General features: G+C 57.5%; 11 protein-coding genes and 1 pseudogene. 6 read left to right on the forward strand and 6 right to left on the reverse strand.

Annotation, left to right across the window (positions count from 1 at the left end):
* The 5 genes and pseudogenes from WA354_RS19005 to WA354_RS19025 all read left to right on the forward strand — a co-directional run.
* Positions 1-267: pseudogene (locus tag WA354_RS19005) on the forward strand (DNA-binding protein); the annotation flags it as partial.
* A 144-nt stretch (positions 268-411) separates the two neighbouring features.
* Entirely contained in the window at positions 412-2,742 is a 2,331-nt protein-coding gene (locus WA354_RS19010) for a sigma 54-interacting transcriptional regulator (RefSeq protein ID WP_472814592.1), read from the forward strand.
* A 186-nt stretch (positions 2,743-2,928) separates the two neighbouring features.
* Positions 2,929-3,300 carry a hypothetical protein gene (locus tag WA354_RS19015; RefSeq protein ID WP_472814593.1) on the forward strand — a complete coding sequence of 124 codons (372 nt, stop codon included), beginning with the start codon at positions 2,929-2,931 and terminating at the stop codon, positions 3,298-3,300.
* A gap of 2 nt (positions 3,301-3,302) precedes the next feature.
* On the forward strand, positions 3,303-4,013 hold the full coding sequence (locus WA354_RS19020; RefSeq protein WP_472814594.1) for a Crp/Fnr family transcriptional regulator: 711 nt from the start codon (positions 3,303-3,305) through the stop codon (positions 4,011-4,013).
* Positions 4,014-4,198: 185 nt separating this feature from the next.
* The gene (locus WA354_RS19025; RefSeq protein ID WP_472814595.1) at positions 4,199-4,654 is read left to right on the forward strand and encodes a hypothetical protein; all 456 of its coding nucleotides are present in this window, start codon (positions 4,199-4,201) and stop codon (positions 4,652-4,654) included.
* Positions 4,655-4,708: 54 nt separating this feature from the next.
* Here WA354_RS19025 and WA354_RS19030 read toward each other — a convergent pair whose 3' ends face one another.
* The 6 genes from WA354_RS19030 to WA354_RS19055 all read right to left on the reverse strand — a co-directional run bounded on the left by WA354_RS19030 (position 4,709) and on the right by WA354_RS19055 (position 13,028).
* Positions 4,709-5,695 (reverse strand): TIGR01777 family oxidoreductase, encoded by a 987-nt coding sequence (locus tag WA354_RS19030; RefSeq protein ID WP_472814596.1) that lies wholly within the window; start codon positions 5,693-5,695, stop codon positions 4,709-4,711.
* 22 nt (positions 5,696-5,717) lie between these two features.
* Positions 5,718-6,299, reverse strand: a complete 582-nt coding sequence (locus WA354_RS19035; protein ID WP_472814597.1) for a hypothetical protein — start codon at positions 6,297-6,299, stop codon at positions 5,718-5,720.
* Positions 6,300-6,371: 72 nt separating this feature from the next.
* Positions 6,372-9,065, reverse strand: a complete 2,694-nt coding sequence (locus WA354_RS19040) for a TonB-dependent receptor (protein WP_472814598.1) — start codon at positions 9,063-9,065, stop codon at positions 6,372-6,374.
* 217 nt (positions 9,066-9,282) lie between these two features.
* Positions 9,283-10,011, reverse strand: coding sequence for an HAD-IA family hydrolase (locus WA354_RS19045; RefSeq protein WP_472814599.1), 729 nt, complete (start codon positions 10,009-10,011; stop codon positions 9,283-9,285).
* Positions 10,012-10,555: 544 nt separating this feature from the next.
* Complete coding sequence (locus WA354_RS19050; RefSeq protein ID WP_472814600.1) at positions 10,556-11,389, reverse strand: DUF4097 family beta strand repeat-containing protein; 834 nt, start codon at positions 11,387-11,389, stop codon at positions 10,556-10,558.
* Between the two features lie 436 nt (positions 11,390-11,825).
* Entirely contained in the window at positions 11,826-13,028 is a 1,203-nt protein-coding gene (locus WA354_RS19055; RefSeq protein ID WP_472814601.1) for an efflux RND transporter periplasmic adaptor subunit, read from the reverse strand.
* Positions 13,029-13,265: 237 nt separating this feature from the next.
* Here WA354_RS19055 and WA354_RS19060 point away from each other — a divergent pair.
* The coding region (locus WA354_RS19060) for a CNNM domain-containing protein (protein ID WP_472814602.1) at positions 13,266-13,586 on the forward strand (321 nt) is incomplete at its 3' end.

A 13,586-nucleotide genomic window follows, 5' to 3' on the forward strand; every position in this document is an offset into this window, starting at 1 on the left:
ATTGCCATTGGCCTCAGCAAGGCACGCCGCGCGGGTATCCCACTCAAACCGCCGGCGCGGGGCAAAGTAAGCGAAGAAAGCCGCCACAAGGCAGAGCAGGACGCCAAGAAGGGGCGCACCGAGCCGAAGACCAGCCCGGAAGGCTCGACGGCACGCGGCCGCTCGCGCCTGAAGACAATGCGGCATGAGCCCAAGAACACAACTTCGCATCGGGCACTTTCGGAACATGCCGAGAAGGCAGCTCGCAAACGGCGAAAGACCGGCTGATTCATTGAGGGGGCATCTCCAGCGTCCCAACAGATCGGCCGCGTTGCCTTCGCTCCGAGTCGTAATTGATAGAGCCGCGTCAATCAGTTTGCTTCCGCAGCCCTGAGCGCGTATCTTTCGAAGGATAGTCAAGTTGGAGCCCTGATGCGCCCCTCTGATTCCCCGGATCAGGACGCAGCGGCTGCGGCTGAGGTCAAACGGGCCGAGTTCGCTCATTTCGCGCTGGAGAACCTGTTCGAGATTTCTCCTGACGCCATTTTTATCACGGATGCCGAAGGCATCATTCGTGTCGCGAACCCGCGTTCAGCAGAATTATTTGGTCACACCCAGGCCGAGTTGATCGGCCAGCCCATCGACAATCTCGTTCCGAAGCGCTTCCGTATGCGCCATCCTGCGCATCGTGAAAACTACCATGCCCATCCCCGTGCCCGCCAAATGGGTGCGGCCATGAATCTCTTCGGTCTGCGCAGAGACGGCACGGAGTTTCCAGTCGACATCATGCTGAAACCGCTGGAGACGCCGGCAGGCACAGCCGTGCTCAGCATCGCTCGCGATGTGACGGAGCAGCATGAGGCCCAGGAACTTGCCCGGTACAAAGACCTGCAACTGCGCTCACTGCTCGACGGGGTGCGCGATTACGCCATTTATCTTCTCGACAAAGAAGGCCACGTCACAACCTGGAATCCCGGCGCGGAGCGCACAAAACAATACAAAGCCGATGAGATTATTGGTAAGCATTTTTCGCGCTTCTTCACCCAGGAAGACATTGACAGCGGCCGTCCCGCAGAGTTGCTGAAGCGAGCGGCCGAGCGGGGACGAGTTGAGAACGAAGGCTGGCGAGTACGCAAAGACGGCTCGCGTTTTTGGGCGAACATAGTCCTAACCGCAATTCGTGACACGAGCGGAGAAGTCACCGGTTTTGCCAAGGTCACACGCGACTTCACCGATCGCAAGCGTGCTGAAGAGGCAGTCATGCTTCAGCTCAGCCAGGCGTTGCTGGCGAATATGGACGTCCGCAAGCTCCTGTTGGCGATTTCGGCGAGCCTGCAGGAGGTGGTGCCGCTGGATTGCGCCACCCTTGGGCTGGTTGAAGAAGGCTCCGATTCGGTCATGGTGCAATTTCTGGATGTCAGTGACAAACAACCTGTAAGCTCAGACATTCGGCTGCCCCTCTATGGTTCTCCTGCAGGACAGGCCATCCGGACCCGGGAACCGGTTTGCCTCGGGCGGATTCAGGATGGTGGTTTCAACGAGGAGGGGACTCATCATCTCACCAGCCTTGGCATGCAGTCCGGTTGCTGGATCCCCCTTATTCATCGCGGCCAGGTGATCGGTGTCCTCGCTGTAGCCAGCCGGATCGAAGGTGCATTTACCCAACGCGAAACCGACATGCTCGTCCAAATCGCCGACCCGGTGGCCATGGCTGTCGGGAACGCGATGGTCTTTCGCCACATCGCAGAACTCCGCGACCGCTTTCGCCAGGAAAAGCAGTATCTGGAAGATGAAATCAACCTGGAGAATCGATTTGAGGACATCGTCGGCGAAAGCGGCGGTCTGCGCCAGGTATTGAAGCAGATTGAGACCGTCGCACCCACCGACGCAACCGTACTCATCCAGGGCGAGACCGGTACCGGCAAGGAATTACTGGCGCGCGCCATTCATCGCCTCAGCGGTCGCAGTGATCGCACCTTCGTCAAGGTCAACTGTGCGGCCATCCCCGCCGGCCTGATTGAGAGCGAACTGTTCGGGCACGAGAAAGGTGCCTTCACCGGCGCGATTGCGCGTAAGATGGGCCGCCTGGAATTAGCCCACGAAGGCACCCTCTTTCTCGACGAAGTTGGCGAACTCCCTCTTGACCTTCAGCCCAAGTTGCTGCGCGCGCTCCAGGAAAGAGAGATCGAACGGCTGGGAGGAACCCGACCCATCTCCGTCAACGTGCGACTCATTGCTGCCACCAATCGCGACCTCTCCCAGATGGTTGCCGAAAAGCAGTTTCGCAGCGACCTTTTTTATAGACTCAAAGTCTTTCCTATTTTTGCCCCGCCACTCCGTGACCGTGTCAGCGACATTCCCGTGCTTGTTCGTCATTTCGTCACTGCGCACAGCCGCCGGATGGGCAGGAACATCGAGACCATCCCCGAAGACACGATGCAGGCTCTCTGCCGTTGGCCCTGGCCCGGCAACATTCGCGAGCTTGAGAACTTCCTGGAGCGCGCCGTCATCCTAACCCGCGGCTCTGTCCTATATGTTCCGCTCGCTGAACTCGAGACCAAGGTTGCCGAACTGCACGAGGAGTTGGACAAGAGCGAACCCACCCTCCATGCCGCCGAGCGCGATCACATCCTGCGCGTGCTCCGCGAAACCAAGGGACAGATTGGCGGCGTTGACGGTGCCGCCGAGCGACTGGGCCTCAAGCGCACCACGCTTAATTCAAAGCTGAAGAAACTCGCCATCGAACGCAGCGACTATATGTAAGGTTGCGCGAGGGAATTCTGTGGGCTTCCGAAAATAGCTCTGTCTGTGACGATGAGCGCTGGCGACGACATCTCGTCTCGTGACGATATTTCGTCATCGTCACTTCGCCAGCTGGAGACCGTCACTGACGTGGGATCCGTTTTCCTCTGAAGAATATCTCCTTCAAAATCATCAACAAGCAGAACTATGCCACTCGTCACTCGAGTTTGGCACGCCGGTTGCCTTAGAGAGGGCAAGGCCGATGAGGGCCTGAATACGTTGCGAATCACATTTCAAGATACGACGGAAGCAATCGAGATGAGGCTGGAAGGGCGAGTGGCGGGTCCGTGGGCAAGTGAACTCGATCGTGTCTGGTTGGAAACGGCTCCGCGACTGGCTTCAAAGAAACTCATCATCGATCTGCACAACGTGACATATGCGGATGTGGCCGGCAAGCAGGTGCTGCGTACTATCTACGCTCAGACGCGGGCTACGTTTATAACCAACACTCCGTGGGCTCAATTTCTCGCGGAAGAAGTTACTTCAAACAAGGCTGTGAACGCAGAAGAGGGAGAATGACCATGGCGACGATGCGCGAAACAATGACCACTTCCAGAACCGAGGCACAGCGGTCCGGCGAATTCTTCAAAAGACTCACGCCAGCAGCTCTGCGCGATCTCGAATCTATGGAGTTCCCCACGTTGTATCAGCCAGGTGTCCAACTCTTCTCTGAGAAATCCGCACCAACCGGTATCTTTATCGTTGTTTCCGGTGAGGTCAAGCTCTCCATTAATTCAAGCGAGGGCAAACGTCTCATCCTGAGCATCGCCAAGGCCGGCGAAGTTCTGGGCCTTTCATCCGTGCTGTCCGGTCTGCCCAGCGAGATGACGGCCGAGGTTCTGTACCCGTCTCGGATCGCCGTGATCGAACGCGATCAGTTCATGGCTTTCATGAGCCGTCATCCTGAGGTCTACCAGGTGGTCACGCAGGAGCTCACCATGCAGTACAAAGTTGCCTGCGAGCAACTCCGCACCGTTGCGCTCTCTGGTTCCGCGCCCGAGAAACTGGCTCGCCTGCTTCTCGAGTGGAGTGAAAACGGCCAGAAGACCGAATCCGGAATGCGGTTCCGCTTTTCACTCACGCACGAAGAGATCGGTGAATTCATTGGAGCTTCGCGCGAAACGGTCACGCGCACGCTCTCAACGTTCAAGAGCCGCCGCCTCGTGGCCTTTCATGGTTCGATTCTTGAGATTCCCAGCCGAGTGGCGCTCGAACATCTCGCAGGAGTTTAACTAAACATATATATATATTCCGCGTAAATGCACTTCTATTGCAGTCTGTACTTTAATTCGCCGCGATTTGCAGTCGGGCCCGGGTTCGCGACGACGCACTCATACAAATTCCCGAGCAAGTGCGCACGGAAGCCTTCGCGATACAATGGCTGGCAACCAACAGCCATTTACTCCAGGAGGCTTCCATGCGCAGGGTCTTCCTCGTACTTCTCTCTCTTCTCATTGTGTCTTCGATTGCACTGCCGGCTCTGGCGCAAGGCGCCCCACCGCAAGGAGGGACCGACCAGCCCTACACCGTCGAGTACTACTACAAGGTGCAATGGGGACATCAGCAGGAATTCCACGACCTTTTCCTGAAGAACCACTACCCGCTTCTGAAGAAGATTCAATCAACCGGCCGTATGCTCTCGATCAAGATGGAGGCGCCCGCGTACCACACCACCGAAGATGGGCGCTGGGATTACCGTGTCACCATCATCTACAAGAATTCCACGGTTGCAACAACTGCGAATCCTGACGAAGAAGCGTTCATCAAACAGCTTTGGCCCGACCAGGATACCTATAAAAAGGAAGAGCAGCGCCGGTTTGAGATCCTCGCCGCCCATTGGGATTTACCGGTCACAGACATCACGCCCAAGTGACACAAGTGCAGGGAAGGGAACAGGGGATAGGGATTACACTCTAATCCCGATTCTCTATGCTCTGGATCTGCGCCACCTCTCCACCAGATCTTCTGCCGCGTGTGGCCAGTATGGAATTTCGAACTTGAATCCCGCCTCCAGAAGCCGGGTTGGAATTACACGCCGGCTCTTCAACACCAGCTCGGTTTCCGTCCGCATGAAGAACGCGGCCAGCTCCAGCAGCGGTTTTGGCGCGGGAATTCCGTTCGGCATGTTCCACGCCTCACGCAGCGTTGCCATGAACTCGCGATTCTGCTCAGGGTAGGGGGACGCGATGTTGATTGGACCCTCCATATTCTCGTGGGTGATTAGAAATTCAACGGCGCGGACAAAATCGTCCTCGTGAATCCATGAAACCCATTGCCGGCCGTTGCCTTGCTTCCCGCCCAGCCCCACGCGCACAAGGTTTGAAAGCACTGCGAAGGCATTCCCCTGCACGGGGCTCAAGGTGATCGCCGATCGCATCGCCACTTTTCTCGTGTTGGGTGTGTCCGCGTTGAAAAACGCGGTCTCCCAGTCCTTCGCTACGCGATTGGAAAAGTTCCACGTATCCGGTGCGCCCGGCTCCCCTCCACCAAGTTCGCCGGTCTTCTCATCCATTGCGTGGTCGAGCGCATGTCGATAGATTGTGGCTGTCGACGCGTTCAGCCAGACGCGCGGCGGGTTTGCCAGCGATGCGATCACTGCACCCAGAAGACGCGTCGAGACAATCCGTGAGTTGTAAATTTCAACGCGATTGTCCGGAGTATAACGGCAATTGACGTTGCGGCCTGTCAGGTTGATGCAGACATCTGCTCCTTCGAGATAGTCCATCCAAAGGCCCGGAGTCTGCGCATCCCAATGCACGGTTTGCCACTCTGCCGTATGCGGTCCGCGGGTGAGAACGATGACGTGGTCGCCGCGCCGCTGGAAATATCGCGCCAGCACACGTCCGACCTGCCCGCTTCCACCCGGAATGACGATGCGCAGGGGGCGCACTTCCGCAAAACGACTTGTGGTCATCAAAAGGAGTCTATCTGAAGTGCTATCGAGCGGGCGGTGAAGGGGGCACCGGTGGCTGCGGAGGCATGGGAGGATAACCATACGCGGCCAGATATCGACGCCGCTGTCCCGCTCGAATCTCGCGCACAACAAGAACAATGATGAGGACGAGAATCAATAGTGGAGTCCAGAAGACCCATGGTGGCTGTGCAACGCGGCTGCCCTGGATGTTGGCTGTATCGGCAGCGTGCAACCCGCCGAACATCACCACCAGGTCATTGCCTACGGTGACGTTCTCTCCCAGATGGACTGACCCGAAGAAATTTACTACATCATGACCGATAGCGGCGTCGTCTTCCGCGCGCACGGTTCCAAAGAACACCACGACATCGTGTCTTGACGCGTGCGCAATATGGACATTGCCGAAGAACACCACAACATCGTGATCGATGTCGCCTTTGGCATTCACGCTGCAGAAGAAGCACACAGCGTCATGGACTGATTGCCCCTCCGGCACCACGATGTTGCTGGCGAATTGCACGGCATCCTTGTCGGCGCGCGCTGGAGTTGACGCAAGCAAAAGTGCAGAGGACAGCAGCAGGGCAGAGAGCAAGCGTTGAGTCATGATGACCCTCACTCCGAAATTCTACGCGCGGCCGCCCTGAAAAGTTCCGTAATCCGCCGCAAATGGCGTGGGCTAGAATTCCACCCGCATCCCTAATTGAATGCGCCGCGGCGGTCCGACAGCCGTCACATCGGCGAAGGTCGGCGAGGACTCCACCGTATTGATGCTGGAGGGGTTCTGGTGGTTCAGCAGATTGAACGCGCCGGCAGAGAGACCCACGCGCGGCGCATCCTCGTCCTTGTTCGCGGTAATGGCAAAATCATGTCCCCAGCGCAGGTCCATGTCAACGTACGATGGAGCGGTCTCACTGTTGCGTGCCACGCCATCCGGGCGCGTGTTGAACAGAGAATCGCCGTATAGGTCGGTGCCGGTTGTGATCGTCCAGGGGCGGCCGGTGTTTGCAAACACGCCGGCCGCAAGATTGTAGATACTCTTGGGGTTGAACATCGCATACATGCCCACCCGGTTGCGACGGTCGAAGCTAGCATTCGACCACTCGTCATTCGGCGCGTACTGGTTTTGCGGATACCAACCGATCCCACCCGTGTTCGATTCGTAGTGCGACCAGGTGTACCGCCCGAAGCCCGTGAAGTATTTGTTGAGGCGCCCGCGATACGAAACATCAAATCCGCTGCCCTCAAAAAAGGCGTAAGGCTGCATCTGCCGGATCAGCCCGTAGCTGGAATCAGGCCGCGCAGTGTATCCCGACTCCGGCGTTGGCGCATTGATATCCACCGAGCGAAACTCGTGGATGCCGCGTGTCTGGTAGGCGCTGATGATGCCCGTCGCCTTCTCTCCAAGTTGGCGCTCAATCGAGAGGCCATACTGCATCTGGTAGGGAATTGCGGCGTTGGGTGCGAGCCGGGCCAGGTTCGCCGGCTGCGCGGTGATGGTAATGCAAGCGGTTATTGGTACGCAGCCTGTCGCGGGCAGGTCTGCCGGGTTTAGCGAGAACTGGATCGCCTGTCGCCGGGGTTTTTCATACCGCGCCAGATCCAGCAACGGACCTGAGCCAAAGCGGTCGTAGTAGATGCCCCCGCCGCCGCGCACGACGGTCTTCGAGTCCTGGTCCAGCACCCAGGCAAACGACACACGCGGCGCAAATCCAAGCCGCTTGTCGGCCAGAAAGTTCTGCCAGTCGTAGCGCAATCCCGGCGTAACCGCGAAACGCGCATTCACCTTGAACTGGTCCTGAATAAATGCACCCATCTCCTGCTGGTGGTAGATGAAGTGGACATCGCCGGTATTCTGCGAGAATCCCGAGGGCAGACTGTTCGCGAAGTTCTCGAGCGCCGTTTGCGCCACGCTTCCGTCTGCATTAAGAGTCGGCCCAAAGGAGTAAGTGCCGAGTGCATTCGTATTATCGTCAAATGCGCGACGGCTCATGTGCGGAACGTTGGCGCCGTACTTGATGGTGTGCCGACCGTGCGTCCACGTCACCATGTCGGTGATGCGGAAGTTATATTCGGTGCTCAGGTAGTCGCCCTGCGCCGAGCCGCCCACAAAATAGCCGCCGACTGAAACCTTCGGGACCTCGTATATGTTCGTGTGACGATTAGAGTCGTGCTCGCCGACGACTGAAAATTGATTCAGCATCACCGCCGACAGGGTCGAATCCACATGCGCCACCACATCGTCTTCGTGGTACTCACTGTTGTAGCCAGCGCTGGCAAGCGCCTGCCCGCCCACACCCTGATTCTGCCCGGTCCACTCTTCGTAGCTGTATTGCGCATATGCCGAATATTTCTCGCCGAACTGGTGGGCCGCACGAACGCTGAATTCCGTATCGCGCGTCGGCGAAGGCACGTTCGCCTGGTATATGCCGCTTGGGTTGTCCGGTGTCGGGACTACTGTCGCATACACTACCGAGTTGAGATCCTCTTCTGCACGATTGAAGCTGGCGAGGAAGCTGCTCTTTTTCGCGAAGAAGATCGGCCCGGTCATGCTGCCCTCATATACTCGCCGTTGCTCGAAGGGCTTTGAAGGTGCCAATGCATTCTGCGCATTCAAAGCCGAGTCGCGAAAAAGAAAGTTGAATTGCCCGTGATACTTGTCCGCGGCAGACTTGGTGATGATCTCCATCTGCCCACGCCCCGGCCAGTAGTACTGTGCCGAATATGGATCCTGATTGATGCGCACTTCTTGAACCGCCGATGCGGACACGGTAGAGCGATTCGCCTCCACGCCATCCACCATCAGGCCGGAGCCGCCGGTTGCCGAGGCACTGTCGTCGAGAAATGAACTCATTGCCGTCACGTAGTCGTTGTCAAAAATTGGTAACGCTTTCAAATCGGACGAGGTCATAACCGAGGAGTCACGATTATCTTCGGACGCAGTGAGATCCTCGTCTGTGTCGCCGTTTACGCGAACGTTGGTTGCTACTGAGGCAATCGGCAATGTAATGTGCAACGGCGCTGCCATTACGTGCGACGCGGAAGCCGTGGCTGAAACCACATTGGGATGCACAGTTACTGGCAGATGTACCGTTTCGAATCCTGGCTCTGAAATCACCAGCGTGAAGCTGCCCTCGTGCGGTGCAGCCATCAGAAAGTTTCCGACGCCATCCGACTTCGTTGTTACCGCGATCGATCCATCGGCATCGACGAGGTCAACCTCGGCATTGGGCACAATCGCGCCCGTAGGGTCGGCCACCACTCCTTGCACCGTCGCTGCGGGTGCGGGTTTTGCTGCGGAAGTCGAGGAACTCCGCGCGAGAACTAAGGCAGGCGACAGCAGTAAAGCAACCAAAGCAAAAAAGCGCAACATGCAAATCTCCAGCAATACCCAACATCGAGGCCAAGAGAATCACCCCGTCACTGCACGTGCATCAGGCGCCCAAGTCTTCTTCCTGAGGAAGACACTCGTGGCCGCCGAATGTCTGAGCGACACAACTTATCTCCCGCGTTTCTGGCTGCGAGATGATCTTGGACTGCGCTCTAACTCCATGATCCACGCGCACTTGCAGTCCAATTTGAGGGCACCGCTATATATCAATTTTCGCAGGACTCAAGGCGGCTGTCCAGTCCGCGGGTGAATCCACCAGCACATCTGGCGGAATCGCTTCCAGACTGCCAGGCGCCAGACCGAATGTGCAGCCGATGCACCACGCTCCGGCGTTGCGCGCCGTCAGAACATCCACCTGGCTGTCGCCGATCATGACGGTTTGCTCCGGCGTTGCGCCGGCGCTCTTCATCAGTGCCAGCAGACCCTCGGGGTCGGGTTTTTTGGTCGCGAAACTATTGCCGCCGTAGATGTGCTGAAAATACTGCGCCAGTCCGAGCGCCTCGCAGATAGCCTGTGCGGGGCGCACTGGCTTGTTGGTCAGCACGGCCATGGCACGCGCGGGCACGTTGAGTTGATCGTGCACTTTGTGAAGCGCATCAAGGGCCTCAAGCACGCCGTCGTAGGCGTAGGTGTAGTCGAGCTTGTGCTCGCGATAGTAGTCGAGGAAGAATTTGTAGGCCTCGGCCAGAAACTCTTCGCCGGGCTCGTTACCGTCATCAGTGGCAAACGCGCGTCGCACCAGCATGAGCGCGCCATTTCCGATGTAGGTGGCAATGACTTCGTCGGAAAGATGCGGCCGGCCGAAGTTCTTTAGCGTGGCATTCACACTGTTGCAAAGATCCTGCGCCGAATCGATCAGCGTGCCGTCGAGATCAAATACCAGCAGCTTGAGCCGTTCCACAGGCACAGGACGAATAACCCGAATCATGTTTCCAGTGTAATGGGGCCGAATTGGCCTTTCTGTGGTTACTGCGTTATCTCATCTCAGCAGTATTGTCTTCCGTCGATCTCCACGCGCTCGCACCACAGGCAGAATCGGACGGCTCTCTTGGGAGCGAGAGCAGTGTAGTTCGGCTCCAACCACAGATGCATGCCAAGCCAGCACAGCAATGTTCGCCATATGCCTGACTCGTGGGTTCGGTGCGGCCACATCTTCTGCAGATTTCGCGCCAGTTGTGCGTCTGCTGTCATGTCGGATTCGTCGGAGATCATCGTCGGTGCCCTTCATCTACTTAGACACCGCACGCCGAGAAAATGTTCTCAGCCGGTGGACTAATTCAAGAGGGATCTTCTCTGTAAATACGGAACGGGAAGGGGGAGGGAAAAAGACAGGCGAGGCCTCCCAGGAGGTTGAGCTTTGTTATCGCGGTCCGATGACGCAACTCACGAGGCCTCGCCTGAGGAACGAACTTGTCAGGTGCGTTTCCAGTGCGGCCCAGCCCACCTAGACCAGGCCGCGCACCCGCGGAGAATCAATGCACTCGAATGTCGCCCGACCCAGTCTCGATGCGAACGGTGGGTCCGCCGCCATGCACTTTGCCAACAATGTGGTGCTTGTCGAACGATCCCTGCACGGCCATTTCCTGATCGGTATGCACGGAGCCTGAACCTGTTGAAGCATCGAGCGTGTATCCGGCACTGCCTGCCCAGAACTCAACACTGCCGGATCCAGTCTCCAGCTTCCAGTCTGAAGTCGGCGTGCCCGTGACCTTGATGTCGCCCGAGCCTGTGCCTGCGTGCAGGCTTCCGCGCACACCTTTCAATTCCACGTTGCCCGATCCGGTTTGTGCCTTCACATCTCCCTGGCCAGTCTGCTCGGCGTAGATGTTGCCCGATCCGGTGTTGACAACGAAGCCGTTCTGCAGACCCGTTGCATTGATGCTGCCCGATCCTGTTCCCAGCTTTGCGTTCTCGCCAACGCCATCATCCTTGATGTCGCCTGATCCCGAGTTGGCTTCGAGAAAGGAATTTGCCGGAGCTTCGATTTCGTATTCGATGCTGATGTTGTGATAGTTTTCGTGGCGCTGGCCGATGCGAATGATGTTGCCGGTCTGTTCGATTGGCGGATTGTTCGCAATTTCCTGCACCTTCTGGTCGTTGCCGCCCCAGTTCGACTTCACCTTGCCGACAATGTGCACTCGGTCGCCGGAACCCTTGGTGATGTGAATGTGCCCTGAGCCGGTCGACACCGAGAGCTCCACATGGCCGTTCACCGTCAGGTTGCGCTCGAATGTCGCTTCATTTGCCAACGCCGGAACCGCTGCGAGGGCCAGAATTGCTGCTGCTAGTGCAAATCGCTTCATCATGTTCCTCGATTCACTTCAAATTCAGCGGTCAGAGTCCGGGATTCTGCTTCAGCTCATCTGCTCCCGTATTGTTTCCTCTGACCTTGTTGCGTTCATCGTTCAAATCAGTGGGTGGGGGAGGGAACTCGATTCCATGCCTGGGGAATGAGCATGCGCATTGCCAAAGGCGCATGCAACTGCAACTTCATTTGATTCTTCAATTCAGGTCCTACCGCCGCTTTCGCGGCTCCGATTCCATCTGTCCATTTACGGACACTCTTGTGCGTCCCCGAACAATCGGTGGAAGGCGAAAGGGCGAGTCGAATGAGACTGATTTTTCGCAATGGTTTCTCCATTTGCCCGCCTGCTACAGGGATGACGTTTCAAAGCCCGCATCGGTTAACGAAGAATCTGTCGTTGTGAACTCAGAACTGCAACGATGAACAGACAACCGTTCTTATTGCTGTAGCACCACTTGGTCGCCTTCTTTGAGGCCCTTCACAATCTCTGTCTGCGAGCCGTTCGACAGACCGACAGCGACGGCCATCTTCCGCGTGCCATCCTTTTGATTCTTGTCGGGAATCTGCACGAAGGCATTCTTCTGCGCGTCGTAGCTCACGGCATTTTCCGGGACCATCAGCACGTTCTTGTGTTCGTCGAGCATGATCTCGGCATTGGCTGTCATGTTGGCTTTCAATTCGCCGCCGGCGTTATCGATGCTTACGCGCACTTCAAACGTGGTTACGTTGTCCTTCTCTACGCCGAGCGGAGCAATCTTGGTAACCTTGCCGTTGAAGACGCGATCGCGGAAACTCTCCACCTTGATGCGCGCTGGCTGGCCCATGTAGACGTGTGCGATATCGGCCTCGTCCACTTTGCCCTGCACGTATACCTGGTTCACATCGCCTTCCGTCATGACCAGGGTAGCCGTGGAACCGAGCACCAGGATCGAACTCACCGCATCGCCCATTTCAACATCGCGCGACAGAATCTCGCCATCCATTGGCGCCACGATCGTGGTGTAGCTTAGCTGCTCTTCAAGCTGCTTAAGGCTGGCCTGGCTCTGCGCCACTTGCGCCTTAGCCTGCTTCAGTTTTGCGTTGTCCACGCCAATCTGCGCTTTTGATGAATCGCGCCGTGTCAGCGCGGCAAGGTAATCCTTGTTCGCATCGTCCAGGGCCTGCCGGCTTACGATGCCTTCTTTCGACAGCTGTTGATTGCGATCGAGCGTGGCCTTGTACATCGGCAGATCCGGCGCCGCTGCATTCACCTTGTCCTGCTCGATGTTGGCTTCGTAGGTGGCAACGTTTGCCTGGGCGGCTTCGAGTTGTGCGCGCTGCGCTTCAACCTGCGCCAGGATCTCCTGCTGATCGAGCTGCGCCAGCGGCTGTCCCTTGTGAACCTTGTTATTGATGTCCACGTAAAGCTTCTCAACGATGCCCGACGCCTTGCTCTTTACTTCGACCTTGGTGATGGGCTGAATTTTGCCTGTTGCCACCACCGACCGCGCAACATCGCCGCGCTGCACCTTGGCAATCCGGTTCGGGTCGATGTTGGTTGTCCGTACTAGCCGGGCCGCCCCCACCCCGATGACCACAATCACCAACAGTGCAACCGAACCAATCCAGATCCAGATCTTTTTGCTTTTACGCGCAGCCATGGAGCACCCCCAGCACTAACAAGAGCTCTCGCTCCCCCGACTATGAAAACCGGATGAAAAATCAGCCTATTTGGCTAACAGAACTCAAAAACCCGAGGTACGCGAAGCAATTCTCGGTCCAAAAGCGGGTCACAGCGCAATCAGAGCCCATTTCAGGGCTGTTGACCGCTGCAACCTTATACGCATCCTGACCGTGGTTAGTTCCAGACATGGCTGTGACTCGACTCGTCCCCGTTTGTGAGCGCAAAACTGGGCATCGGTGCGCCGAATGCTATCCTCACAACCGAGATGCACGGTCTGCCGCTTCTCCAGGTTGTCGCCGTCGCCATGCTGATTCTGGCCAACGCCTTCTTTGTGGCCGCCGAGTTCGCGATGGTGAGCACGCGCGACACGCGCATTGAGCAGCTTCTCGCCGCCAGGGTCCCGGGCGCGCGTGCAGTCCGGCGCCTTCAACACGAACTGGAGTATTTCCTGCCCGCCGTCCAGCTCGGCGTCACGCTTTGTTCGCTGGCAATCGGCTGGATCGGCGAGCCGCTGGCTGCCGGCATCGTGCTGGGC

This window comes from Occallatibacter sp. (genome assembly GCF_049802275.1).
GTDB lineage: Bacteria > Acidobacteriota > Terriglobia > Terriglobales > Acidobacteriaceae > Telmatobacter.